Source organism: Allobosea sp. FBZP-16 (genome assembly GCF_002831785.1).
Classification (GTDB): domain Bacteria; phylum Pseudomonadota; class Alphaproteobacteria; order Rhizobiales; family Beijerinckiaceae; genus Allobosea; species Allobosea lupini.
This window is the reverse complement of record NZ_LNCQ01000055.1, coordinates 22,287-46,818: the sequence shown is the minus strand read 5'-3', so window position 1 is coordinate 46,818 and position 24,532 is coordinate 22,287. Positions and strand designations below refer to the sequence as shown.

Genomic DNA, 24,532 nt, shown 5'->3' with positions numbered 1-24,532 from the left:
CTCCACCGCCGCGACCAGCCGCTCCAGAAACCCGTCGATCGCGGCCTTGTCGATCCAGCGCAGCACGGCGACGAGCTCGTGCTCCGGGTCGATCCAGATCAGGTTGTTGCCCGCTCCTTGCGCGCTGAAGGCGCTCGCCGGCAGCTTGGGATTGGCCGCCGGGCCGCGGTTCAGCCACCAGAGGAAGCCGTAATTCGGCAGGGTCGGCGAGGGCACGACCGACTGCGCCAGCCAGGAAGACGGGATCAGTTCCTGCCCCTCCCAGACGCCGTTCTGCGCGATCAGCTGGCCGAAGCGGGCATGGTCGCGGGCGCTGATGAAGAGGCCGCCGCCCCAATGGCCGCCGCCGGGGACCGACTGCATGCGCTGCCCGTCGATCTCGACCCACGAGGTCTCGTAGCCCTCCCAGCGCCAGCCTTGCGAGGCGCCGACCTTGTCCATGATGCGCTCGCGCAGCACGTCGGGAAGCGGCTTGCGGAAGCGGCGCAGCAGCGCATAGCCGAGCGCGTTCACCCGGACGTCGTTGTATTCGTAGAGGCTGCCGGGCTCGCTGAGCTCGCGGCGCTGGCCCTTGCGGCTGTTGTCGGCGCCGATGCCGATCTGCCTGAAATGGTCGACCTGGTCGGATTTGCCGAAGATCTCGCCCTGCCATTCGCTGTTCATGTTGAGCAGATGGCGCCAGGTGATCTTCGCGTTGTGCGGGCTGGAGAAATGCTGGCCGTCGACGCTTTTGCCGACCGGCTCGTCGATATCGGCGATCAGCCCATCGGCGACGGCGAGGCCCGCCAGCACCGAAAGATAGCTCTTGGCGATCGAGAAGGTCATGTCGGCGCGCTCGACATCGCCCCATTCGGCGACGACCTTGCCGCGGTGCAGCACGACGCCGGCCGGCCCGCCGCGCGGCTCGACCGGCCCGACGATCTCGGTCCACGGACCGGTCTCGTCCCATTCACGATTCCCGACATAGGCGCCGTCCGGATAGAACATGCTGCGCGGCCAGGGGGAGTCGTTAGCCTGCGCGAAGTCGATGGCGGCCTGGAGATGGGCGGGAGAAAGGGAGTGAGGCAAGGCGGGGACTCGGGGAGCGGGACTGGACCCGGTAGGCTTAGCATTGCCGCGAGGGGGCGTCTCGCCTGCTGGGGCACGCCGTGTAGCGGCGGATAAAGGTCGATAGCTGACGCTCGCAAGTGCAAAGATGTGCCGGCCTTAGTCATTGATCGCCAGCGCATCCATTTCCTCGGTCGAACTGAACGGCTATCCGCCCAGTGCTAGATCGCTAGCGTCAATCACGCTGACTCAGACAGTAGAGTGATTTCCTTGATGATAACGCGCTTGACATACTCGCGAAGCTTCAGAAATTGTTCGATATCCTCGCTGTTGAGGCGAGCTTTCCCTCGATGAACAATCTCTGATCTCACTGAGTATATCTTTCTAAATTCTTTTAAAATTGTGTCTCTATCAGCATCGTTATGCCCAATCATGTATGCGCATCTGTTACTTAATATATCTCCCACAGAAAGGTGGTCGGCATACTTTTGGTCGCCGAGCAGAATTTCCATACAAATTGTCGTTTGTACAAATGAAAGAAGATCATTGTCGCCAATAAAGCTATCAAATAACCAGCGAGAAGCTAACAAGATCCTGTCAGATTTCTTTGAATTCAAGGCAGTTATTATTAATTCTGTTGCTTTCTGGCGTTCCGGAAGTGCTGTTTCTTTAGTCTTTGTAGGGACGCAGTCAGCCAATGTGGCGTAAAGGCCGCCCGTAACAATAAGTATTCCATCAAAATTGATGTGGTCAGCTTCGGATCTGTACTTGTATATAACGCTTGACCCAAGTTTATTTTCATCTTGTGAAATATCTATGAGACCTGTAGTAATATATAATCCAACAATTGATCGTATAATTCCGATTAGGTCGTGTGCGCAATTAAACTCGTTTGCAAAATCAAAATAGCCTCTCGTTTTGATTTCCAATACCACTTCTGGATCTTTGCCTTCTATCGATCTAACCGCGCGAATCTCCCGGGTTTTTGCGGGAACCTCTGTCTCGTAAAGCGAGACCTCCTTCAAGTTTTTCGCGTCTTCCTTCGACCATCGTCTAATGGCTATATGATCGCCTAGAGTAACAATATCTTCACTAGGCAACACAATCGTACTCATGCGCTCGGGTAAGGGATAAATAAGGGTGTAGCTATAAGGAATTCCTGATAGTTCATCAAATATTTCTTGCGAAATTTGTTCAAAACTTGGGATGTCATCGAGTTCACTTAGGTATTTAGTTTTTGCTGTCTCAATATATTTTCGAGCCCAAAGTTCTTTTTTTAGCCATTGGAAGCAAAATTTACTTATAGGTTTATCTCCAACAAATATGTTAAATTGTCTCATGTATTCTCCATCTATATTGATGGATGAATCCAGTGCGTTAAGTTCATTTTTAAAATTATTTAGTAGCAAGTAATTCTTTCGAAGTTGTGCCTTCGGCAGAATCTGTCGCAGTTGACCTATTATTTTCTTTTTTTGCGTATCTGTTATTTTAATAGCCATTGTCTCTCATCGCCCTGAGCGCGGTTCCGACTCTACATTTCCAATTTATGTCGGGATCATACTCTAATCGAAGTTGCTGAGACAATGGAGCCTGACTTTAGAATATGCCGCATAGGCTAATTGAAATGTCGGGCCATGAAGGCTTTTTTCGTTACAGACAGTACTCCAACTCTGGAAGGCGCTGACTAGGCTGTGAGTTGCGCGACCGAACGCTGGCGATTGTTCCATCGGTCGCGGTAGGACCGCTTTGGCTGGCAGACAACGAAGTGAAGCCTAGCCATCAATTTCAGCTGCCTGAGAGCTTCACTCCTCCATCATCGTCTCCACAAACGTCGCCGGGTCCAGGCAGAACTCGCGGATCAGGCGGAAATGCTGGGTCTGCTCGATCGTCACCGGATCGAGCCCGTATTTGGTCAGGCCGAGCAGGCGGGCGCCGGGATAGGCCATCAGGATCGGGGCGTGGGTCGCCATGATCACCTGGCACTGGCCGAGCCGGTCCATGCGGCGCAGCAGCTTGAGGAACTCGATCTGGCGGGCCGGCGACAGCGCCGATTCCGGCTCATCGAAGATGAAGATGCCGCGGCGCTGGCAGCGCTCCTCGAAGAAGCGCAAAAAGCCCTCGCCATGCGAATGAGAGAGGAAATCGGGGCCGTCCTCGCCGCCGACGGCGTCGAGATAGCGCGCCACCGAGAAGAAGCTCTCGGCCCGGAAGAACCAGCCATCGGTGACCTTTGGCAGCCAGCTCGCCTTGAGCGCGCTGGAGAGCCGGCCGCCCATGGCTTCGCGCGCCAGCGAGTGATCGACCGGGCGATAGCCCTTGCCGCCGCCGGCCTCGTCATAGCCGGCGAGCACGGCGATGCCTTCGAGCAGCGTCGATTTCCCGGTGCCGTTCTCGCCGACGATGATGGTGATCGGCCTGTCGAAGGACAGCTCGAAGTCCTCGCGCAGGAAGGGCAGGCACCAGGGATAGGCGTCGGCGTCCGGCACCGCCTCGCGGTCGAGCCAGATGCGCCTGAGATAAGGCGCGGGCAGGCGGGTCTGGGTTCGTCGCATCGGGGCTCGCGGGCGGGGTGGGGCAGTCAGTGGGTACCATGTTTGACGAAACCGCGAGTCATCCCGGACAAGCGGCGAAGCCGCGCCGATCCGGGATCCATGCCTGAACCTCTATCGGGACTGTTCCGGAATGGGTCCCGGGTCTGCGCTGCGCTCCGCCCGGGACGACCCGCGCTGAAATAGTGAAGGCCACGAAACGATCGACCATGCGTGATGCCCCGCCGGCTTCCGCCGCGAGGTTTTGCAGGAGAACGCCATCCGAGGGAGGGCGCGGGGTCAAGGCGGCGTCGCAGTCGACGGCTGCGTGCCGAATGTCGATGTCGAAATGTCGAGGCAGCGCCACTGGCCACTGCCCAACCCCGCGCCGCGGTTCTCTTCAGGTGTTCTCGCCGTCTGGTTACGTCCGGCAGGACTGGGAGGGCCTCTCCCATCGACGAAAACCCCTCCGTGGTGGAAGGAGTCGGCTCGGATCGCAGAAGTGGGTCGCACTTGTGCCGAACCGGGCTCCTTCGGGCTCGCAAGGCCCTGTCGCCACGAAACACCGCTCTCCCGCCCGGCCTCATGATGCCTCGCGAAGCCCCCTCGGTTCGGGCGGGACGGGAGGAAGCATAAGCCGGGTTTCGGGGGCGGGGATTGATTGGGGCGTTATCCCCGCTTCGCCCGGCGGTCAGGCTCGCCTTTGTGGCGGGCATGACGTCTTGAACATCGCATTGCAGGAAGGAAGACGTGGATGGTCGGGACAAGCCCGACCATGACGGAAAAGGCTTGGAACCCCAGGCAAACACGCGCGGCGGCGCCGGCCTTGCAAGGTCAGCCTATGCCGCAATCGGACTTGGGCGCGCCGGGGGGCGGCAACGTGACGGTGAAATCCTTGCGGGCGATCTCGTCTCCACGCAACGAGACGATCATCGTCCACGGGCCGGGCGCCATTTCCCAGTCATGTTCGAAGGTGAAGCCGGCATGGCTGAGACCATCGACCACATAGCTGGGAAAGCGCGTCTCGGCGCTCTGCCTGCCGTCGGGGCGCGTCAGGTCCGGGTGCAGAACCCGCACCTCGACACGGTCCGGCATGCGGAACGGCGGCGTGGGAACCAGCCTCACCGTGATTCCGAAATTCCGGCAGAGCCGAGCCTCGATCCGGTCGCTGCGCTCGATATAGCGCAGCTTCTGTATGGCGCGGACCGATTCCAGAGCGCGTTGACCGGCTTCCGGCTGGCTGTCGACGAGGCGCCCGGCGACCACGCCGAAGTCGACGATCTCAGCCTTGGGGCCGGCAACCGCCGGCCCCGCCATGGTGATGAGCGCCATGGCAGCGCCAGTCGTCGCGATCCGTCGCATTCGCATGACCACGTCAAAGCGCGATCTGATGGAGAGATTGTGGCGGGGGCAGCGCGGCATCGCCCGACACGGCGCGAGCCCCGGCTTTTCAGGCTGCCGAGCCGGTGATCAGGCGCAGATAATGCTCGGCATGCTGATAGTAGCGCTCGGCCTCGATCCGGTCGCCGGCGAGGGCCTTGGCCTTGGCCAGAGCGAGGTAGCGCTCGTAACTGGCCCGCGCGGATGAGCCCCGCCTTGGCTGCGTGGGGTTGGTCCGGGGGACATGATCGTCGAAGGCGGTGGATCCGGGTTGGCGCGTGGGCATGACCGGCCTCCTCATCCCAGCATCTTCCTGACGATGCGCCGCAGCTCCTCGCGGCTTAGGCCGCAGGGCTCCGGCTTCCAATCGGGGGCGGATTTCGGCGTAAGCGTGGTGGCGATCGCGTCGGCGACGTACCTGGTCTCGGGTGACTTCAGTTCGGTTGATACTAGCATTGATATCCGTTTGCCGCTCGGCCGGGGCCGGGCGGTCTTGTGTGTGAAATCGCCGGGCACGCTGTGCGTGCAGCGATGGTGCTGCCGAGGGCAGCAATCGGTTTTCGACGATAGGAGTAAGGCGCGCCGCAGGGTCCAATCAGAGGAGCCAGTCGGTCAATCGTCGCCTCTACATTCCGTCTATAGAAACAATGCGGCCAAAACAAGTTGGCCAGCGGCGCTTTTATTTTTGGTTCCCGCCGAAATTCTACGGGAAATAGTTTGTCGGAACAGTTGCCGTACGATGACGGCATGGTCCGTTGAGATTCTTCTCGATGGCCGTCATGGCAGCATCCACCGACAGGAACGGCCCCTTCCGGATATCGCTCAGGCGCGCGACCTGATCCTGCCCTAGAACGATCCAGCAACTGCCATGCGGGTCGCGAATGATCGAGCAGATCGAGCGTTCGAGCAGGTCGGAGACGCCCCAGTTGCCGGAGAGATCACGCCGCACGGTCGTATCCATGAATTCCTCCGGGTCCATGCCGATATGGCTATGGAAGCGGTGATTGTAAGGGCGGGCTGCGGATCGCGACGCAGGCGTCACGTCCGCCATCGCGCTGCTGAGCCGCATTTCATTTCGCAGTTGCAGCAAAATCCAAATCCTGCTCACCTGCTCCCGCTCATCACATGATTGAAAAGCGGAGAGCGGCGTGGCGGGTGCGGAGGAATTGTCGCCATCGGCGCTGGCGGGCGAATTGTCGGCGGCGATCGTGCAGGCGCGCTCGGATGCGCGCGAGGACCCGTTCGGCAATCCGGTGCTGCGCGTCACGCTCTGGCTGACCCGCAAGATGGATCGCGGCGAGGTGACGCTTGCCGATACCGCCGCGCTGATCCGCCAGCTCGGACGCGCCGCCCTCGCCGACCGGGCAGCGCGCGTCGCCGCCTATGTCGGGCTGGAGCGCGACGAGAGCGAAGCCTATGCCGCGCTGGCCCGGCGTGTCGCGGACGAGGCGAGCGCTTCGGCGCAGCCCTTCGAGGCCTATGCGGCGGCGCTGGCGCGGGTACGCTTCGCCGCCGTCTTCACCGCGCACCCGACCTTCGGCATGAGCCGGGCGGTGGCGCATGCGCTGGCCGAGCTCGCCTCGAACGAGGGCGAGGCGACGGCGCTGAGGGCCGCTGACCTGTCCTTCCGGCCGGATGCGGCGATCACCCTGCAGGACGAGTTCGAGCAGGCGCGCTTTTCGGTGCGCAACGCCCGCGATGCGATCGATCGGCTGAATGCCGCCTTCCTGGCCGAGGCGAGGGCGCGCTGGCCGCAGCGCTGGCGCGAGCTCAGGCCGCGCGCCCTGCTGCTCGCCTCCTGGGTCGGCTGCGACACCGATGGACGCACCGATATCGGCTGGTGGGACACGCTGCGCTACCGGCTGGAATCGAAGCGCGGCCAGTTCTTCCGCCTGCTGGAGAAGCTGCCGGAGGCGCCGGCGACCGCCGAGGTGAGGGCGCTGGTCGAGGATGCGCTCGCCGCGGTGGAGCGGCAGCTGGCGCTCTGCCCGCCCCTGAACAGCAAGCCGGAGATCGCGGCCCTGCAGGCATTCTCGCTGGCGCTGGTCGGCGAGCGCGAGGCGGCGTTGCCGGAGGCGTCGAAGCTGGTGGCGGCGCTCGACAAGGCGATCGTGCTGGCCGAGGACGAGGCGACGGCGGAAGCTCTGATCCTGGCGCGGGCCGGCGTCATCGCCCACGGCGTCTCGATCGCGCTACCGCATTTCCGGCTGAACGCCTCGCAGCTTCACAACGCCATGCGCGGTGTGATCTCGCTCGACGAAGAACCGGCCCAGCCGGCACAGCGGCGCGCCTTCCTCGCAGCCGTCAACCAGGCGCTCGCCAAAGTGAAGCCGACGCCGGTCGATTTCGGCGCGCTCGCGGTCGAGCGCGCCTCGGCGGCGCGAATGATGATGATGGTCGCGCAGATCGTGAAGCATGTCGACGGCTCGCGGCCGGTGCGCTTCCTGATCGCCGAAACCGAGACGGGCTACACGCTCCTGTCGGCGCTCTATCTCGCCAGGCGCTTCGGCATCGCCGATCTCGTCGAGATCTCGCCGCTCTTCGAGACGTCGGACGCGCTCGAACAGGGGCCCCGCATCATCGACGAGGCGCTGCGCAGCCCGCATTGGCGCGACTATCTCAAGCGTCATGGCCGGCTCTGCGTCCAGTTCGGCTATTCCGATTCCGGCCGCTATATCGGCCAGGTCGCGGCGACCTTCTGGGTCGAGCGGCTGAGGAGCCGCATCCTCGAGCTGCTGCAGCGCTACGGGCTCACCGATATCGAGCTGGTGATCTTCGACACGCATGGCGAGTCGGCCGGGCGCGGCGCCCATCCCGACAGCCTCAGCGACCGGCTCGCCTATCTCGATCCGGAATGGCCGCGACGCGCCTTCGCCAAGGCCGGCGTCAAGGTCACCCGCGAGACCAGCTTCCAGGGCAGCGACGGCTATCTGCTCTTCGGCACCAAGGGGCTTGCGGGCGCGACGGTGGCGCGCATCGCCGAAGCCGTCTTCGCGGACGCGGCTGCCGGCGCAGACGATCCGATCTATGCCGAGCCGGACTTCGCCACCGAATTCTTCCAGACCGTGCGCGAGGAGATGACCCATCTCGTCGACGATCCCGGCTATGCGGCCCTGATCGGCACGTTCGGCCCCTCTCTGCTCGACAAGACCGGCTCGCGCCCGGCGGCACGGCAGAGCGATGCCGGCGGGCCGACGGTGATCCGCCATCCCCGTGAGCTGCGCGCCATTCCCAACAATGCGATCCTGCAGCAGCTCGGCTGGCTGGCGAACAGCGTGCACGGCATCGGCCAGGCGGCAGCGCGGGCGCCGGATCTGTTCGCCAGCATGCGCGAGAGCTCCGAACGCTTCGGCCGGGCCTACCGGCTTGCGGCCAATGCCATGGCGAACAGCGATCTCGACGTACTGCGCGCCTATCTCGACACGCTCGATGCCGGCTCCTGGTTCGACCGGGCCCGGCGCACCGAGAAGGAGGGGCGCCGCGACGAGTTGCTCGCCGTCGCCGAGACGCTGGCGCGGCTCGATCTTGCGCCTTCGCTGCGAAGGCTGTTCTGGCGCTTCGCATCCGATCGGCTGAAGCTGAAGGAGGCCGCGGGCGAGCCGCCGGCGATGCCGGTCCGGCTGGTGGCGCTGCATACGCTGCGCCTCTCGCTGCTGCACCGGATCTGGCTGTCGGCCACGCATATCCCGGACTTCCGGCCATATGCCGGGGTGACGCGCGAACTTCTGCTCGAGCGTATCCTGCGGCTCGACATGGCCGGGGCGCTGGCGCTGCTCGGCCAGATCTTCCCGCTCAATCCCGACCCGGCGCTGGGGCTCGATTTCGGCGAGCCTGCCGGCCCTCGCGAGGGCGGCGCCTATGCCGCCTTCCATCGCGACGTGGTCGAGCCGATGCGGGAGTGCTTTGGGCTGCTGCGCGAGGTCTCGGGCGCGATCCAGCACGAGATCGGGGCGTTCGGGTGAGGGGTGTGGGCGTCATGGTCGACCTTGAGCCGACCATCTCCTGAAAGAGATTCCCGGGTCCGCGCTGCGCTTCGCCCGAGAATGACGAATTGTCTCAGCGCGTCCGTTCCGAGAGCTCGGCCGAAGCGCTGATGTTGCGGTCGGAGATCGACTGGACCGGCTCCCAGACGGTGTGGTTGTCCCGCGGGGTCGAGACCAGATATTTGAGCTGGCTCTTGGCCTTGGCCGAAAGCAGCGGGCTCGACTGGAAGCTGGCGAAATTGGAATAGGCGCGCGAGCCGCCGTCGAAGACCACGACGCGATCCTTCAGGACGATGATGTCGCCCTTCTTCAGCGTCTCGTCCTTGAGGTACCAGAACGGGTCGTTGGCGTACTCCATCGGCTTGACGAGCTTCGGCTTCGGGCCGTCCTTGCCGGCATCGAGCGTCGTTCCGGCCTTCTTCTGCTTTGGCCGCACCGTCATGTGCAGCGGATTGTCGGGCACGGGCGCGTAGGTCGGCCGCTGCGGGACGCCGAACAGCGTCTCCCAGAACCCCGCCGCGCTAGCAGGCGAGGCGAGGGCGACGGAAGCCGCTGCGAGTGCAGCAGCGGCGATGATCGGTTTCGACATGGTCGGCACGGCTGCAATCCCCAGCTCCGCAACCGGAGATAGCGATGAACGTCCCCGATCTCAATGACGGAAGCGCGACGTGATGAACGGCTTCTTCGTCAAATTTCAGCGATTGCGCGGTAGCCATTTCGAGATTGGTGATCGGGAGCCGGATTCGGGCGATTCCTTGCTGCAATGCAGCGTGTTAGCGGCGTCTCGCACATCTCAGTCATGCGCCGGCAAAGGGTTAAGGCTGTGGATGCTCGAGCGCCGCGGGCAAGACCGCAAGGGTCGCGAACGCGAAGGCCGGGCGCTCGCGCCACGCCGACGCGTTCGGCTGTCACAATGAGGGGCGATGACAGAAGCAGGCGCAGTCGAGGCATCGCAGCAGTCTCCAGTCGCGGCACAACCCAGCGTGCCGGATGATGATGGGGAAGTTGCCGCCAGCGGATTGTATCGCGGCCCGTTCGCCTTAGGTTGCGCGCAAGAGGAACGCTGAAGGGAGCACGAGCCGAATGGCCGCAACCGAACTGCCGGCACAGCCCTTCGATGTCGAAGCCGCCCGGACCACGCTGTTCCAGGCGCTGCTGGCTGCCGCCGGCAAGCACGGCAGGAGTCGCATCGCGCTGGAGGATCCGGAGCGCAAGCCGCTCAGCTATGGCAATCTGGTGCTGGGCGCGCTGGTGCTCGGCCGCAAGCTTTCGGCGCTGACCAGGCCCGGCGAAAAGGTCGGGCTGATGCTGCCCAACGTGCAGGGCATGGCGGTGACGCTGTTCGGGCTCTCGGCGTTCGGCCGCGTGCCGGCGCTGCTCAACTTCACAGCCGGCCTGAAGAACCTCACCGCGGCCTGCGAGATCGGGCCGATCTCGACCATCGTCACCTCGCGCCGCTTCATCGACCAGGCCAAGCTCGACGACATCGTCGAGGCGCTGGCGCCGGGGCGGCGGGTGATCTATCTCGAAGACGTCCGCAAGGAATTGACCAGCCTCGACAAGGCGATCGGTGCGCTCGCCTCGCTGGCGCCCGGGCTGGCGCTTCGCAGCCATGCGGCGAAGCCCGACGATCCGGCCGTGGTGCTGTTCACCTCCGGCACCGAGGGCAAGCCCAAGGGCGTGGTGCTGAGCCATGCCAATCTGGTCTCCAACGCCAACCAGATCTTCCAGCTCGCCGCCGGCTTCCTCAGCGAGCGCGACATCGTCATGAACCCGCTGCCGGCCTTCCACTCCTTCGGGCTGACCGCAGCGCTGCTGATGCCGCTGACCCACGGCATGAAGGTCGTGCTCTATCCGAGCCCGCTGCACTACAAGCAGGTGCCCAAGCTGATCGGCGAGACCGGGGCGACCTTCCTGTTCGCCACCGACACGTTCCTTCAGGGCTACGCACGCGCCGCCGACGAGGGCGACCTCAAGAGCGTGCGCTATGTCGTCGCCGGGGCCGAGCGGGTGAAGCCGGAGACACGCAAGCTCTGGGAGCCCTATGGCACCACCATCCTCGAAGGCTATGGCTGCACCGAGTGCTCGCCGGTGCTGGCCTGCAATACGCCGGTGGCGATGCGCGACGGCACGGTCGGGCGGCTCCTACCCGGTATCACGGCGAAGCTCGAGCCGGTCGAGGGGATCAGCGAGGGCGGGCGGCTCTGCGTCAAGGGGCCGAACGTGATGCTCGGCTATCTCAACGCCGACAATCCCGGCGCGATCATGCCGCCGGAGGGCGGCTGGCACGACACCGGCGACATCGTTTCGATCGATGACGGCTTCGTCGCGATCAAGGGCCGAGCCAAGCGCTTTGCCAAGCTCGGCGGCGAGATGGTCTCGCTGGCAGCGGTCGAATCGATGGTTGCCGGGCTCTGGCCCGGTCACAATCACGTGGTCGTGGCGCTGCCCGATCTGCGCAAGGGCGAGCAGCTCGTGCTCGTCACCGAGAAGCCCGACGCCGAGAAGAAGGCGCTGCAGGACGAGGCCAAGCGCCAGGGTTTCCCGGAGCTATGGCTGCCGAAGGCTCTCCTCGTCACTGCCACGATTCCTGTGCTCGGCAACGGCAAGATCGATTATGGTGGCACGCGCGAGCTCGCCATCATGATGAGGCCGCTGCTGTGACGCCACAATCGCATGCTCTGGGAAGCCGCATGATCACGCTTCTTCCCCTCGTCTTCGCCCGCGCGGCCGTCTTCGCCGTGGCCGGGATCGCCCTTGCGCCTGCCGATCTTGCCGCCCAGGCCGCCGGCCAGACCTATGTCCGCCGCGACGAATGCATCGAAGCCGGTAAGCTCTCGGCCGAGCAATGCGAGCACGCCTATCGCAACGCCCGCGCCGAATTCGAGCAGAAGGCGCCGCGCTATGCCTCGCGCAGCGCCTGCGAGCGCGTCCATAAGCGCTGCGGCGCCCAGGTCTCGACCACCGGCGGCTGGGACGCGCTGGCGCGTGGCGGCGGCGGGCAGTCCTACGTGCCGCGCTTCGTCGGCATCCGGGTCACGGGCGAGGGCGCCCAGGGCAAGGCCTTTCCGATCATCGAGGGCACGGGCAAGGTCGCCTTCTCGGCGCGTCAGGTCGCGGCGCTCGACGACAAGGTCGCGGCCCGCCGGGCGGTGATGGGCGGCGGCGGCCAGCACCAGCAGGCGAGCGGCCCCTATATCCGCCGCGGCGACCGCGACGATACGGTGCGCGTGCCGATGCAGGAGAAGAAGATCGGCTCCGACGTCGCGCCCGGGCTGTATGTCGATCCCGACGGCGTCGAATGGTACAAGCCGGCGCATCGGCGCTGAGGACAGATGCGCAACCGGCGCTTGTCGCCGGGCGCTGGTATCGCTAACCAGTCTCGCCGCGCGGACGTGGCGAAACTGGTAGACGCAAGGCACTTAAAATGCCTCGCCGGAAACGGCATGCGGGTTCGATCCCCGCCGTCCGCACCATCATGCCCCTTTGCGGGAGGGCCAGCCCGAGACGAAGAGGCCAGCCCATACGCGCGGGAAACCCTTTGGCTCAGCGGAAGCCTACTTGCACTCCAGCTGCTCGATCCGCGGCAGGCCCGACAGGCGGACTTTTGGATTGTAGGTGACGGAACAGCTCTTCGTGCCGGCCGGAAGCTCCTGGGCCAATGAGATCGAGGTGCCGGCATAGCCGCATTCGATCCAGATTCGGCGTTCGGAAGAGCTCGCGAACTGCCAGGTCGAGACCTCGCGATCCCTGACCTTCCGTGTCGCATCCGGGGCCAGGCTGACCTGCTCGCTCGGCTGGCCGTCGTAGAAGGTGACCTGGCTGACGCGATGCGGCGTCTTGTTGCGCAGATCGCGCCAGCCCGGAATGGCCGCGGTGAGCTGCTGCTGCGTCTCAACTTCGGCCGGGCATTGCGGCGCCGCGAGCGCCTCGCCGGCGAGGACCACGAACAGTCCCGCTGCCATCAAAATCCTGCTCATGCCGCTATCGCCCCGCTACCATTCGATCGCTGAAAACGCGTTGCCGTCGTTGCTCAATCCCGATTTCGTCGGTGTCCAGCGAATTGTACGACGTCTGACCTCCCCTTGCGCGCGCCATTGATCGAGGACCTGAATCCCGGTGGCATCCTGACCGAGGTAGATCGCCGCGTGCTTGCCGGTGCTGCCGGTCTGCGGATATTTTCCGTCGACGAATGTCGCGATGGCCGTGCCGACCGGAAGCACGGGGCCGTCCTTGGTGACCTTGCGCCCCTCAATCCAGAACTTGGTCTGCGGGGCTTTGAGCGTCTGCTGGATGAACTCGACGCACTCCGCATTGCCTTTCGCGTTGGTATAGGAGGTTCCAGCATAGCTTTGCTCGAGCGTCTTGCCGCTCTCTGGTTTTAGAATGTGCTCCATGCTGGACCTCGTGAAATACTTAAATCGCGGGGCGCTCTGAGCCGGCGCGTTCCTTCATAAGGAAACTACGTAACTTTGGCGCCCGGCCTTTGGAGCCATTGTGCACATTTGACCGACTATCGGCAGTAACAGCCGCTGGGACGCGAAATTTATACCTCCGCGGGCGAGTTCAAAATTTGGATTGATTTGCATCGGCCGAACTGCGTAACCGCAAGGCCTTCAACTCACCTGGCAGCAGGGGCGATATCGCCCTTGCTGCTTTTGTCCTGGCACTGGCAATCGCCTGTCCGGAGCTTATTTGACCGCGGAGAAGGCCGTCGGCGCCAAAATCTGGCTGACGACGTTTTCGATGATCTGGCCGTCCGCTTCGCTCCTGGTGCGTGCCTCGGTCCACTCCGGATCGGTCGCGAACGCCGTCCATTTCGTCTCGCGCTCGGCGAGCGATTCCCAGGCCAGGAAATAGGTCAGGTCGCGATTAGACTCCCCGATCAGCGTGGTGAAGAATCCGGCTTGCCGGATACCGTGCTTGTCCCACAGCTTCAGCGTGGCCTTGTCAAAGCGCTCGAGCAAAGCCGGAAGCCGACCAGGCAGGCAGCGATACACGCGCATTTCGTAGATCATCGAAAATCACGTCCTGTCATTGGTCTTGCTGAGGGCAACTGGCCGCAAGGTTAGTCTGTTCCGATAGAGTGGCCCAGCCCCGGTCGCGCGGTCTAGCCCCGCTTGTGCTCCACCTTCGGCAGGAACCAGGCCAGGAGGCCGATCGCCGGCAGGAAGGCGCAGATCCGGTAGACCGCCTCGATGCCGATCCAGTCGGCGACCTCGCCGAGGATCGCCGCCGCGAGGCCGCCGAGCCCGAAGGAGAGTCCGTAGAACAGGCCGCCGATCAGGCCGATCCGGCCCGGCATCAGCTCCATCGCGTAGATCAGGATCGCGGCGAAGGAGCTCGCCATGATCAGGTTGATCACCACCGTCAGCACGCCGGTCCAGAACAGGTCGGCAAAGGGCAGCATCAGCGAGAAGGGCAGGGCGCCGAGGATCGAGAACCAGAGGATGCGGTTGCGGCCGATCCGGTCGCCGATGATGCCGCCGGCGAGCGCCCCGACGGCGGCGGCCGCGAGGAAGAGGAACAGCATCAGCTGCGAGCCCTGCACCGAGATGCCGAACTTTCCAATCAGATAGAAGGTGTAATAGGAGCTGAAGCTCGACGAATAGGCGTTCTTCGAGAACAGCAGGATCACCAGGATGGTGATCGCGAAGGCGATCTGGCCCTTGGTGTGCGCAGGCGCCGCCGGGGCGGGTGCCGCGGCCTTGGCGGGCTTCGCTGCAGCGGCGGCAGCGGCCGCCTTGCTCAGCTCGGCATAGCGGCGCGCCGTCCACACCATCAGGATCATGGCGAGCAGGGCCGCGGCCGAGAACCAGGCGACGCTGGCCTGGCCGCGCGGGACGATGATGAAGGCGGCGAGCAGCGGGCCGAGGGCGCCGCCGCTCTGGCCGCCGACCTGGAAGATGCCCTGCGCCAGTCCCTGCTGGCCGCCCGAGGCGTTGCGGGCCATGCGGGTCGCCTCCGGATGGAAGATCGACGAGCCGAGGCCGACGCAGGCGGCAGAGATCAGCAGCAGCGCATAGCTGCCGGCATAGGCGAGGCCGATCAGCCCGGTCAGGGTGCAGCCCATGCCGACGACCATCGAATAGGGCATCGGGTTCTTGTCGGTGTAATGGCCGACGACCGGCTGCAGCAGCGAGGCGGTGATCTGGAAGGTCAGCGTGATCAGGCCGATCTGGCCGAAATCGAGCGCGTAGGCCGTCTTGATGATCGGGTAGATCGCCGGGATCAGCGACTGGATCATGTCGTTGAGCAGATGCGTCGCGCTGAGCACGAACAGCACCGGCAGGTCGGCGCGGCGGGTCTGTGCGATCGGCTGGCTGACGTTCATGCGGATGATCGATCCGGGCGCAAGCTTGGATGGCGGGCGAGGGCCGCCCGATAGCTGCAAAGCCGGCTCATACCACCGTGTTCGGCTGAAAACCCAGAGCCCACAGCACAGGTCCGCCCTGATGTGGACGCGGGATCGGGCGCGGCGGCGGTCGAGGGCCGCCGCCGCGATCCGCCCGCTATTTCACTTCGCCGGCGATCTCGGCGAGCGCCGGGGCCTTTTGGATCAGGCCGCGCTCGACGAGGAAGGTGCCGAAGCGCTCATAGCGGCCCTGGTCGAGGGCGCGCGGGCGCTTGGCGAAGCGCGGCAGCGTGTCGGTCCAGGCCTGGCGATTGAGCGCGTCGTCGAGATCGGGGTGGGCGGCGATGAAGAGCTTCCAGGCTTCCTGCGGGTGGTTGGTGAGATAGAGCGCCGCCTTCTCGATGGCGGCGAGGAAGCGGGGCAGGCGGCTGTCACCGACGGCGTCGCGGCGGGTGATCAGGATCAATTCGTCATAGGCGGGAACGCCGTGCTCCTCCGGATAGAAGGCGGTGCCGGGATGGCCTTCGAGCTTCATCTGGGTCAGCTCGAAATTGCGGTAGCCGCCGATGGTGGCGTCGACCTTCCCGCCGATCAGCGCGGCCGAGAGTGCGAAGTTGACGTTGACCAGCTTGACGTCGTCGAGCTTGAGGCCGGCCTTGGCCAGCATCTGGCCGAGCAGGGTGGTCTCGGTGCCGGAGACGGCATAGCCGACCGTCTTGCCCTTGAGGTCGGCGAGGCTCTTGATCGGGCCATCGGCCTTGACGATGACGCTGTTGAGCGGCGTCTCGACCAATGTACCGACGCGGACGATCGGGATGCCGGCGGCATGGTCGAGATAGAGATTGGGCTGGTAGTGGATGCCGATATCGGCCTGGCCGGCGGCGACGAGGCGCGGCACGGCCGAGGGGTCGGATGGCGGCACCATCGTGACCTCGAGCCCGGCCTCCTTGAACAGCCCGAGCTGCTGCGCGACGACCAGCGGCGCATGATCCGGATTGACAAACCATTCGAGCATCACAGTGAGCTTATCGGCGGCGCGGGCCGGGCCGGCGAGGCCGGCGACCAAAGCGAGGCCGCTGGCGAGCAGAGCGCGTCGGGTGAGGGCGCGGAGGGTCATCAGGCGAAATCCTTCTGCGAGATCGGCTTGAAACGAGGCGGCGTCACGGCTCGCTCGCCCAGGGAATGAGGCGCGGGCCGAGCGCATCGACGAGATGGCGCAGGACGAGGCTGAGCACGGCGAGCACGGTCATCGCGGCGAAGACCGTGTCGGTCTGCATGCGGGCATTGGCCTGGACCATGACGAAGCCGAGCCCGGCCGAGGCACCGACCCACTCGCCGATCACCGCGCCTAGCGGCGCGAGCGGGGCCGCGACCCTGAGGCCGGTGAGCAGGCTCGGCATCGCCAGCGGCAGGCGGACATAGCGCAGCGTCTGCCAGTGCGTCGCCGTGGTCAGCGCGGTGGCGTCGATCAGCTCCGGGTCGGTCCGGCGCAGGCCGTCGGTGAAGGCGGAGGCGACGGGAAAGAAGATGATGATCGTCGCCATGATCACCTTCGAGCCCATGCCGAAGCCGAACCAGACGACCAGCAATGGCGCGATGACGAAGACCGGGAAGGATTGCAGCACCAGCAGGATCGGCCAGAGCAGGCGCCCGAGCCGCGGCAGCGCCACGATCGCTAGCGCCGTCAGCGCGCCGAACGCCGAGCCGAGCACGAAGCCGAGCGCCATCTCAGCGATGGTCGTCAGGCTGTTGTTGAAGAGGAAGCCGGGCTGGCGCTGGAAGGCCAGGGCGACATCGAGCGGCGAGGGCAGGATGTAGCGCGGCGGCTGGAACAGCCAGATCGCACTTTGCCAGACGAGTATCAGGACGAGAACCGTGCGCAAGGCAAGGGCGAGCGCGGCCATCACCGGTTTCGCGCCGGGAGCCGGCCTTCGCTCTGTCGCGTCCTGCGTCGTCAAAATCCGCCTTTCCGGTGGAAGGCGGCGCGGGGAGAAGCGCTTGCAAGGGCTGCCCCGAGCGACTCCCTCCGCCAGCATGATCTGGTTCAGGTTCGAAGGGTGCTTCTCAGCTCGCCCTGCGGCGAACGCCCCCGTCTCTCGACCGTCCTTGTGACAGAGCGGCCGGCGGCTGTCACGCCTGTCTCAGAACAGCCCGTGCGGGTCAGGCTTTGCCGTCATAGGCCGAATCGAAGAACGCCTTCTCCAGCGCGACCGCGCGCAGGAAGAAGTCCCGGCTCGTTTCCGCCTCGCTTGGGCCAACGCGATCGAGCTCGCTCCGCAGGAAGCCGACGAAGTCGCGGAAGTCGGGATTGTCGTGCAGGGTGATCCATTCGGCATGAATGAAGCTCGCCGGCAGCGGCTGCGAGGCCTGCTGCGCCCAGTCGAGATAGAGCCATTCGGCGACGACCAGCACGGAGAGGGCGGCGGCGTAGGAGCGCGTCGCGGCGGCCTCGCGCATGATCGCCTTGAAGCCGGCGGTCGCCTTGCTGTCCGGCGGAGCCGTGCGATCCTGCTCGCTCACGCCGAGCGCCTCGAAGGAGCGCAGGAAATAGGTGTTCTCCTCGCCGCTGACCATGCCGATGAAGCGGCCGAAGCGGATGCGGGCCTCGAAGCTGTCGGCGCTGGCGAGCGCGCCGCCGAGCAGGGTCAGGAAGCTGTCGATGAAGCGGTGATCCTGCACGAGATAACGGATCATGACCGCGTCGGAGACCGAGCCGTCCAGCAATTCGCGCACGAAGCGATGGCCGACGCATTGCGACCAGGCCGGCTGGCTGGCCTGGCGCAGGGTCTCGGTGAAACGTTCGGTCATGAGCTTGGCCTTTCGCTGATCGCGATTTCCCTATCAGCGTCGCCGCTACTACCGCACGCTATTTCAGCCGCGCCGCGACGATCTTGGCGAGCTCGCCCACGCGCTGCTTCGCCTGATCATGCAAGGCCTGATCGCGCTCGCCGCCGGAGACGCGGACCTCGACCGTCGTCGGGCCCTTGCGGATATGGATGCGGTTCATGATGTCGAGCGCCGCCTCGTCGCCCAGGCCCGCAACCGGCGTCTTCGCCTCGGACACCTTGATCGCGCTCTGGAACCAGCGCTTCGAGAGATCCTCGTTGGCGGCGACATTGCGGACGCTGACCTGGATCTGGTTGAGCTCGATCGTACGCTTGCCGTCCTTCTCGACAGTGCGCTTGGCGTCGAACTGGCAGCCGATCGGGTTCGGCAGCGCTTCCTGCCGGTTCTCGCGGCTCTCATGGGTGATCTTGCCCATCAGCTTGCGGGGATCGCCGATGGTCATGCCGGGGAAGGTGGCCTTGATCTCCTCGGGCGTCAGCAGCGCGCAGGCATCCGGCCACTGCTCGACCGGGGCGACGGAGGAGGGGCGGGTGTCCGCCGGCACGGTCACGGCACTGTTCGTCGCCACCTGCAGGGTCGTGTCGACCATGCCGGTGCCGCCCTGCCACCGTGCAGCGGCCTGCTTCGCCAAAGCGAGCGCGTTCGGCGCGGTCTGCTCGGAATAGAGGTCGAGCGAGACAGCGTAGATCAGGTCGTCCTTGCGGGCGCGGATCACCACGCTCGAGGAGTTGGTTTCCTGGAAGGCTTCGTCGCCGATGCCGCTCACCGGCTCGAGCTTGAGCGTGATCTTGGGATCGGCCGCGACCTTCTCTCGCGTCGCCTTGATCGAGGCGAAGGCCTGAGCCGGCGTCTCGCGGCCCCTGGCGACGCCATCCCAGCGGATCACCGTGACCGAGGCGAAGCGGGCATGGTCGAGCTTCGAGGTCGGGCTCGGCAGCTTCACCGAGTACATGCAGCTCTCGGCATATTGCGGGCCGCGGCTGATCGGGCTCAGCGTCGGCCCCTTGGCGGTTATCGGTCGGCCGGGAAAGAGCGCCTCCAGATCGGCCTGCGGCAGCAGGCGGCAGGCGTCGGGCGCCTTGCCCGCAGCAGTGGCCGGTTCGGTGGCGGGTGTCGTCGTGGTGGTCTGGGCGAGGGCGGGGCCGGCGAGCGCCAGCAGCAGCGGGGTCACGAGCACGGAACGGGCGAGCATCGGATCAAGTCTCCAGGGACGGGCGCGCCACGGTCGATCGCGGCTGCGCCGTTCGGGGACGCGTCAATCTAGGGGCGAGGGTGGCACGATCATGGCGCCGCACGGGCCGCGACAATGGTTGCTGACAAGGACTGTCAGCCGGAAGGACAGCCCCGCCGAGCCTGCGGCACGCCGGACATCCGATCGAATCATCGGTCCAGGGTGTGCTGTTTTGCGAGCGCTGCGCCGTGCGCGGACGCGCCGGGAATCAGTCCGGACGCCGGCCGACAGCCAGGGCGACGCGCTTCGACCAGAGCCGCTCGCACAAGCTCACGACGGCAAGCCCGCTGACGCCGCCCATGATCTTGACCAGCGCATCCAGCCCGCGGGCATGCCGGCTCGCCTCGAAATGCTGGGCGATCTCGAGGCCGGCGGCGCCGGCGACGATGCACAGGAGAATCGCGCCCTTGCGGGCCGGATAGGCGATAGCGAGCGCCGCCGCGGCGACCAGATAGGCGATGAAGCGTTCGAGCTGCGGACCCATATGCGCAAGATGCGGGCGCGCGCCGATTGGTGACAGCGTCGCGAACACGACGAGGGCGACGGCGCCCCAGCCGATCAGCGCAGCCCAGCGGCGCATGGAACGCTCGTCCCCGAAGAACCGCATCGCCGCCTTCTGCGTCTGCCGTTGCACCATTCCGTCCCCGGAAAGCAGAAAGGGCCCAAGCGGTCATCGCTCAAGCCCTCGAAAATGCTGGCTCCCGGAGCAGGATTCGAACCTGCGACCAATCGATTAACAGTCGATTGCTCTACCGCTGAGCTATCCGGGATCGGTGGGCGGCGTATACCGACGCTGCCGGGAACACGCAACCCCTTTGCTGGCATCTGACCGGAGAAAATCGTAGGAAGACGATCTGCCCTATCGTCAATTCACAGTGGCGCGAGAGTTTCGGTTGCGGCGCGCCGCGGCATGTGGTTATAGGCCCAGCCGTGGAGCGCGCCTTTGGTCACGCTCCCTGGATGGCCTCGTGGCGGAGTGGTTACGCAGAGGACTGCAAATCCTTGCACCCCGGTTCGATTCCGGGCGAGGCCTCCAAAATCCATCGCGGCGACGGTAGATGCGCTGCGTTGATGCTCAGACTCCGTAGACGAGATAGAGTATCGCCAGGGCCCCGCCCGAGAGCAGGCTGAGCTTGCCTGCACGGCTGCGCAGGAACGCTTCCACCGCACGGGCGAGCGCCGCAAGGGCGAAGGCCGCGGCGATGAAGGATCCAACCGCGAGCGCGGTGAAGGCGATGACCTTCCAGGCGGGGGCACCACCGGCGATCAGCAGCCAGTCCACCACGATGCAGAGCGCCAGCAGTTTCAGCGCGGCCTGCCAGCGCTCGGCCCGGGTCGGCGGCTTGCGTATCGTGGTCCGTTTGCGGGCGCGTGAGGAGGCGCTGCGAGCAGGAGAGCCGAAGGCGGGCAACGCTGCGGGCGCCCTGTCGGGGATGGCCCGGATATCCCGGGCCCAGCTCTCGGACATGCGGGCCTGATCGCGGAGGATCTGGTCGTTGACCCGGTTCAGGTCGTCGAAGAAGCGATCCTGCCGGTTGATCTCCGGGCTCTTGTAGGGATCTTCGCCAGGCGCATACCACATGCTCGGCCCCCGTCGTTCGGTTCTGTCGCGAATCCTCGATGTCGGCAGTCGAACGAGGCTTGCGGGCCGCAGAGGCGGTTTCGCACGTTTCGCGCTGCGGCTATTCCCGCCGCTGTCCGCCGATGCCGACGCGCTCGCAGATGGGGCTGGCCGGATCGACCGGGCGTAGATGGGAAACTCCGGCTCGCAGCGGCCGGCTTGCCCGCCGAGGTGACATGCCTGCCGCCTCCTTAGCCTCGGCCTGCTGTCAGAAGGTATAGCCGATGCGGATGCCGTAATTGGTCAGACCCTGGTTTGCATGGCAGGTGTTCGCGTTGGAGATATGCTCCACCGTCGCCATGATCGACCAGTTAGCGTCTAAACGGTAGCCGAGCGACCCCGTCGCGCGGATGAGCGGCGAGCAGCCGAGGCTCAAGCGGTCGAACCGCGGGAAACGGCCGGTCTCGCCGTTGTGCAGGGCACCGCCGAGACTGCCCTCGACGAAGACGGAGCGCGTGATGTCATAGGTCCAGGTGAAACCGGCATAGAGCTGGCTGGTGTCACCGGCCGTATTCAGCGTTCCGCCGAGATGCAGACGCGGGACCAGGAAAGCCATCAACGGATCGGCGGGCTGGAACGGCTTCGAAAACAGCAGCTCGCCATTGATGTCGACCGAGCCGCTTTCCCGCGTTCCTGGCCCATGTGCGAAGACGCCGCCCCGGATTTCGGAAACCAGCGATCGAGCGACGGCCGGCGGAGCGTAGGCAAGCGGGTTCGCCAAATCCGCGGCGGAGACGTCGAAAGACAGACCAGTCAGCAGGCAAAAACAGACGGCAAGGCAAGTGAGCGCATGGCGCATCGGCAGAATCCCGGTGAGCCCCCCGAGGAAGGTTAACGCGGCTTCCGGCCAAGGGAATCCTCGTAGAGCCTGGCAGATTTTATTGCGCTCACCTGTTGCCGATTTGCCGCGCCGGCGGTGGCCGGACACAACTGCTTAATTCTGGCGCCGCCGCCTGACGCGCTCCAGCAACCCAAGGCACCAGTGGGCGAAACGTGCCATCGGCCGCTGCAGCGGCGGTATGTCGGCCGCCAGCAGCATCAGGCCGAGCGGCAGCATCCAGGCGCCGAGAATCGGCAGGAACGAGAAGACGCCGCCGATCATCAGCGCGAGCCCGGCCGGAACCCTGATCAGGCGTGAATCGGGATGGCGTAGCCAGCGCATCGCCCTGGCGAGTCGGGGAGGAAGCTCGGCCTCGATCCGCCTGAAGGCGATCCGCAGTTCCTGCCGCGCGGTTGGAGAACTCATGTCACCTCGGTCATGCCGCCACCCGACGCAAACGCGCGGCCGAGGCGATGGTTCGTCGCTTACCATCATGCAGGCGATTTGGCTCGGCGACACGATCGACGCCCCGAAGGTTCATGACTTCGCGCTTGCGATGGGCGGCCGACACGTGAAGACGGGGCGGGGGCCGGTCCGAGACGGGAGGTCTCGCCAGACCGGTGACTTTGGGGAAGATTTGGGCTTTGCCTTGCGGGATCGCGAGGTTAGCCTTGCTATCCGGCCAGCATTCCGTGGTCGGTGCCGTAGCGGACGATGCCCGGCCGGGGGGAAGGCCGGGGCGCGCCGGCAAATCGCGTGGCTGGCCGAGGACTTTGATGGCGCGGGCGAATCTCGACACGGTGACCAGCGCTGTCGATGGACTTTTGGATGCGGCGCTCGATTTCGAGCAGATGCCCGGCGCGATCGAGCAGGTTCGCAAGCTGTTCAACGGCTCGAAGGCTTGTCTTGGCCACTTTGGCCCAGACACCCACCCAGCGGACTCGATCACCAACAATTCCGATCCGGAGCTCGATGCGTTCTGCTACCGCGAACTGATGACTGAAGCGCAGTCCTTCATCGCTCAAGTGGCAGGGGTGCCTGTAGGGACCGTCTATCGGGATCATGCCCTGTTCGGTGATGAGCTTCGCTCAAACCGCTTCTGGCGGGAATGGATGGCGCCGCAGGACATGTATGGCGGGATGGCCAGCCGCGTGCTGGAGGCCGGTCCCTCCTTCTGGCTTTGTGACGTGCAGCGTGGGCGCGGGCAAGAGCCCTTCGATGCCGCCGACATCGCGCTGTTCGAGCGACTGATGCCGGTGATGCGGCGCGTGACGCAGCTGCGCCAGCAACTCGGTCGCGTCAGCATCGAGCGTGACATGGCGCGGCGGGCGCTCGACGAGCTGTCGCTCGCCATCATCATCGTCGATCGCAGCCTGCAACTGGCCTATGCGAACGCCGTTGGCGAAGAGTTGCTGGCCACTCCCGACAGCCCGCTCGGTCTGCGCGGCGGCAAGCTGCATGCGCGTGCGCCCTTCGAGCAAGGTCGCCTGAAGGATCTGGTAACCGAGGCAGGCGACCGCACTGCCATGCGGGGGCAGATGCTGCTGACGGCGCGCAATCCGGACGCGCGCGACGTTTCGCTCGCGGTGACGCCGCTGTCCCCGGCTTACGCCCTGTCCGGGCGCGTGAACGATGTGATGATCGTGGCGCGCGCGGTCGAGCCGGCCAGCGGCGGTCTCATCGCGGCAAGGCAGATGTTCGACCTGACGGAGGCCGAGGCCAAGCTGGCGCTGGGGCTGGCCTCAGGACTGTCATTGGCCGAGGTCGCACAGGGACAGGGCATCAGGATGACGACGGCGCGCACCCATCTGGCGCGAGTCTTCTCGAAGACGGGGACTCGGCAGCAAAGCCAGGTCGCTGCCCTGCTGCGTGCGGCGGAGCTGCCGCTTCGCAGGCCATAGGGCGAGGCCTCCACCGCGGCGGAGGCCGGCTTGCGCTACCGCGGCGACTTGCCTTTTGCCGCCGCCTCGCCCAAAACCCGCGGGCAGGGTCGAGGCGTTCGTTCGGGCGCCTTCCTCCGGAGATTTGAGCATGAGCAGCTTCGCCGAACTGCGGCGCATGATGGTCGATTGCCAGTTGCGCACCTATGACGTGACCGATCGGGCCGTGCTCGCCGCGGCCGACACGGTGCCGCGCGAGGCATTCCTGCCGGGCGAGCTCTCGCATCTGGCCTATCTCGACCGTCAGGAGCCGCTGCCGGGCACGAGCCGGGCCTTGCCGGCGCCGATGGTGACGGCGCGGATGATCCAGGTGCTTGACCTGCAGCCGGGCGAGGAAGCCCTCGAATACGGCGGTGGCTCGGGCTATGGCGCGGCGCTGATGGCGGCGATGGGCGCCAAGACGACGCTGCTGGAGCCGGACGAGGCTGCCCTGGCACTGGCGCGCGCCGCTTTCGCGCAGCCTGGCGTGCCGGCTGTCGAACTGCTCGCGAAGCTGCCGGAGCACAGGCAGTTCGACGCGGTGCTGGTCAGCGGTGCCTGCGAGACGCAGCCCGAGCCGCTCTTCCGTCATGTCCGCCAGGACGGACGGCTGATCGTCGTCGAAGGAGTGGGGCGCGCGGCGCGCGTCATGCTCCACCGCAAGGTGGGCGAATCGCTCTCCGGCAGGCCGGTCTTCGACGCGGCAGCGCCGATTCTTCGCGAGTTCCGCAAGGCTGAGGTGTTCGCGCTGTGAAGGCGAGGCCGGCCTCGAGGCCGGTTTTCCCCAGAAGGGCTAGCCCG

The 24,532-nt window shown here is 65.3% G+C and carries 24 protein-coding genes, 3 tRNA genes and 1 riboswitch; of the genes, 7 read left to right on the top strand and 20 right to left on the bottom strand.

What is annotated here, in order from left to right:
* The 6 genes from CXY91_RS26930 to CXY91_RS26910 form a co-directional block, all read right to left on the bottom strand.
* On the bottom strand, positions 1 to 987 hold a 987-nt coding region (locus tag CXY91_RS26930), incomplete at its 3' end, for a serine hydrolase domain-containing protein (RefSeq protein WP_100964925.1).
* A 299-nt stretch (positions 988 to 1,286) separates the two neighbouring features.
* Entirely contained in the window at positions 1,287 to 2,546 is a 1,260-nt protein-coding gene (locus tag CXY91_RS30410) for a HEPN domain-containing protein (RefSeq protein WP_158673599.1), read from the bottom strand.
* Between the two features lie 303 nt (positions 2,547 to 2,849).
* A complete protein-coding gene (locus CXY91_RS26925) occupies positions 2,850 to 3,599 on the bottom strand; it encodes an AAA family ATPase (RefSeq protein WP_100964923.1) in 750 nt (249 codons plus the stop codon).
* Positions 3,600 to 4,409: 810 nt separating this feature from the next.
* Positions 4,410 to 4,907 (bottom strand): DUF3859 domain-containing protein, encoded by a 498-nt coding sequence (locus CXY91_RS26920; RefSeq protein ID WP_158673598.1) that lies wholly within the window; start codon positions 4,905 to 4,907, stop codon positions 4,410 to 4,412.
* Between the two features lie 118 nt (positions 4,908 to 5,025).
* The gene (locus tag CXY91_RS26915) at positions 5,026 to 5,241 is read right to left on the bottom strand and encodes a DUF4167 domain-containing protein (RefSeq protein ID WP_199777578.1); all 216 of its coding nucleotides are present in this window, start codon (positions 5,239 to 5,241) and stop codon (positions 5,026 to 5,028) included.
* 417 nt (positions 5,242 to 5,658) lie between these two features.
* Positions 5,659 to 6,045, bottom strand: coding sequence for a hypothetical protein (locus tag CXY91_RS26910; protein WP_158673597.1), 387 nt, complete (start codon positions 6,043 to 6,045; stop codon positions 5,659 to 5,661).
* Between the two features lie 196 nt (positions 6,046 to 6,241).
* Here CXY91_RS26910 and CXY91_RS26905 point away from each other — a divergent pair, with 196 nt between their 5' ends.
* On the top strand, positions 6,242 to 8,917 hold the full coding sequence (locus CXY91_RS26905) for a phosphoenolpyruvate carboxylase (protein WP_100965157.1): 2,676 nt from the start codon (positions 6,242 to 6,244) through the stop codon (positions 8,915 to 8,917).
* A gap of 94 nt (positions 8,918 to 9,011) precedes the next feature.
* Here the strand turns inward: CXY91_RS26905 and CXY91_RS26900 are convergent, their stop codons facing one another.
* Positions 9,012 to 9,536: a hypothetical protein gene (locus CXY91_RS26900; protein WP_158673596.1), complete on the bottom strand. Its 525-nt coding sequence runs from the start codon at positions 9,534 to 9,536 to the stop codon at positions 9,012 to 9,014.
* A gap of 485 nt (positions 9,537 to 10,021) precedes the next feature.
* On the opposite strand from CXY91_RS26900, the gene CXY91_RS26895 reads away from it, so the two are divergent.
* The 3 genes from CXY91_RS26895 (at position 10,022) to CXY91_RS26885 (ending at position 12,414) form a co-directional block, all read left to right on the top strand.
* On the top strand, positions 10,022 to 11,602 hold the full coding sequence (locus CXY91_RS26895; protein ID WP_100964913.1) for an AMP-binding protein: 1,581 nt from the start codon (positions 10,022 to 10,024) through the stop codon (positions 11,600 to 11,602).
* 29 nt (positions 11,603 to 11,631) lie between these two features.
* Positions 11,632 to 12,267, top strand: coding sequence for a DUF1190 domain-containing protein (locus CXY91_RS26890; RefSeq protein ID WP_158673595.1), 636 nt, complete (start codon positions 11,632 to 11,634; stop codon positions 12,265 to 12,267).
* Between the two features lie 60 nt (positions 12,268 to 12,327).
* Positions 12,328 to 12,414 (top strand) — tRNA-Leu (locus CXY91_RS26885).
* A gap of 81 nt (positions 12,415 to 12,495) precedes the next feature.
* Here CXY91_RS26885 and CXY91_RS26880 read toward each other — a convergent pair.
* The 10 genes from CXY91_RS26880 to CXY91_RS26835 form a co-directional block, all read right to left on the bottom strand.
* Entirely contained in the window at positions 12,496 to 12,918 is a 423-nt protein-coding gene (locus CXY91_RS26880) for an STY0301 family protein (protein ID WP_158673594.1), read from the bottom strand.
* A gap of 15 nt (positions 12,919 to 12,933) precedes the next feature.
* Positions 12,934 to 13,335 (bottom strand): BPSL0067 family protein, encoded by a 402-nt coding sequence (locus CXY91_RS30405; RefSeq protein WP_143079799.1) that lies wholly within the window; start codon positions 13,333 to 13,335, stop codon positions 12,934 to 12,936.
* 294 nt (positions 13,336 to 13,629) lie between these two features.
* Positions 13,630 to 13,956 (bottom strand): NIPSNAP family protein, encoded by a 327-nt coding sequence (locus CXY91_RS26870; protein ID WP_100964907.1) that lies wholly within the window; start codon positions 13,954 to 13,956, stop codon positions 13,630 to 13,632.
* Between the two features lie 92 nt (positions 13,957 to 14,048).
* Positions 14,049 to 15,272 (bottom strand): MFS transporter, encoded by a 1,224-nt coding sequence (locus CXY91_RS26865; protein WP_100964905.1) that lies wholly within the window; start codon positions 15,270 to 15,272, stop codon positions 14,049 to 14,051.
* Between the two features lie 178 nt (positions 15,273 to 15,450).
* Positions 15,451 to 16,410: an ABC transporter substrate-binding protein gene (locus CXY91_RS26860; RefSeq protein ID WP_100964903.1), complete on the bottom strand. Its 960-nt coding sequence runs from the start codon at positions 16,408 to 16,410 to the stop codon at positions 15,451 to 15,453.
* 43 nt (positions 16,411 to 16,453) lie between these two features.
* On the bottom strand, positions 16,454 to 17,197 hold the full coding sequence (locus CXY91_RS26855; RefSeq protein WP_100964901.1) for an ABC transporter permease: 744 nt from the start codon (positions 17,195 to 17,197) through the stop codon (positions 16,454 to 16,456).
* Between the two features lie 100 nt (positions 17,198 to 17,297).
* Positions 17,298 to 17,394: riboswitch (TPP riboswitch) on the bottom strand.
* A 59-nt stretch (positions 17,395 to 17,453) separates the two neighbouring features.
* Positions 17,454 to 18,101, bottom strand: coding sequence for a TenA family protein (locus CXY91_RS26850; RefSeq protein WP_100964898.1), 648 nt, complete (start codon positions 18,099 to 18,101; stop codon positions 17,454 to 17,456).
* Between the two features lie 58 nt (positions 18,102 to 18,159).
* Complete coding sequence (locus tag CXY91_RS26845) at positions 18,160 to 19,332, bottom strand: hypothetical protein (RefSeq protein ID WP_100964896.1); 1,173 nt, start codon at positions 19,330 to 19,332, stop codon at positions 18,160 to 18,162.
* A 247-nt stretch (positions 19,333 to 19,579) separates the two neighbouring features.
* Positions 19,580 to 19,951 (bottom strand): VanZ family protein, encoded by a 372-nt coding sequence (locus CXY91_RS26840; protein WP_158673593.1) that lies wholly within the window; start codon positions 19,949 to 19,951, stop codon positions 19,580 to 19,582.
* 115 nt (positions 19,952 to 20,066) lie between these two features.
* Positions 20,067 to 20,141 (bottom strand) — tRNA-Asn (locus tag CXY91_RS26835).
* Positions 20,142 to 20,333: 192 nt separating this feature from the next.
* On the opposite strand from CXY91_RS26835, the gene CXY91_RS26830 reads away from it, so the two are divergent.
* Positions 20,334 to 20,407, top strand: a tRNA-Cys gene (locus CXY91_RS26830).
* 39 nt (positions 20,408 to 20,446) lie between these two features.
* Here the strand turns inward: CXY91_RS26830 and CXY91_RS26825 are convergent.
* From CXY91_RS26825 to CXY91_RS26815, 3 genes are all read right to left on the bottom strand, one after another.
* Complete coding sequence (locus tag CXY91_RS26825; protein ID WP_100964892.1) at positions 20,447 to 20,953, bottom strand: hypothetical protein; 507 nt, start codon at positions 20,951 to 20,953, stop codon at positions 20,447 to 20,449.
* Between the two features lie 247 nt (positions 20,954 to 21,200).
* The gene (locus CXY91_RS26820) at positions 21,201 to 21,791 is read right to left on the bottom strand and encodes an acyloxyacyl hydrolase (RefSeq protein ID WP_100964889.1); all 591 of its coding nucleotides are present in this window, start codon (positions 21,789 to 21,791) and stop codon (positions 21,201 to 21,203) included.
* A gap of 135 nt (positions 21,792 to 21,926) precedes the next feature.
* The gene (locus tag CXY91_RS26815; protein ID WP_100964887.1) at positions 21,927 to 22,238 is read right to left on the bottom strand and encodes a hypothetical protein; all 312 of its coding nucleotides are present in this window, start codon (positions 22,236 to 22,238) and stop codon (positions 21,927 to 21,929) included.
* 350 nt (positions 22,239 to 22,588) lie between these two features.
* On the opposite strand from CXY91_RS26815, the gene CXY91_RS26810 reads away from it, so the two are divergent.
* Together CXY91_RS26810 and CXY91_RS26805 are read left to right on the top strand one after the other, a co-directional pair.
* Complete coding sequence (locus CXY91_RS26810) at positions 22,589 to 23,713, top strand: helix-turn-helix transcriptional regulator (protein ID WP_100964885.1); 1,125 nt, start codon at positions 22,589 to 22,591, stop codon at positions 23,711 to 23,713.
* A gap of 130 nt (positions 23,714 to 23,843) precedes the next feature.
* Complete coding sequence (locus CXY91_RS26805; RefSeq protein WP_100964883.1) at positions 23,844 to 24,485, top strand: protein-L-isoaspartate O-methyltransferase family protein; 642 nt, start codon at positions 23,844 to 23,846, stop codon at positions 24,483 to 24,485.
* Positions 24,486 to 24,532 lie beyond the last annotated feature (47 nt).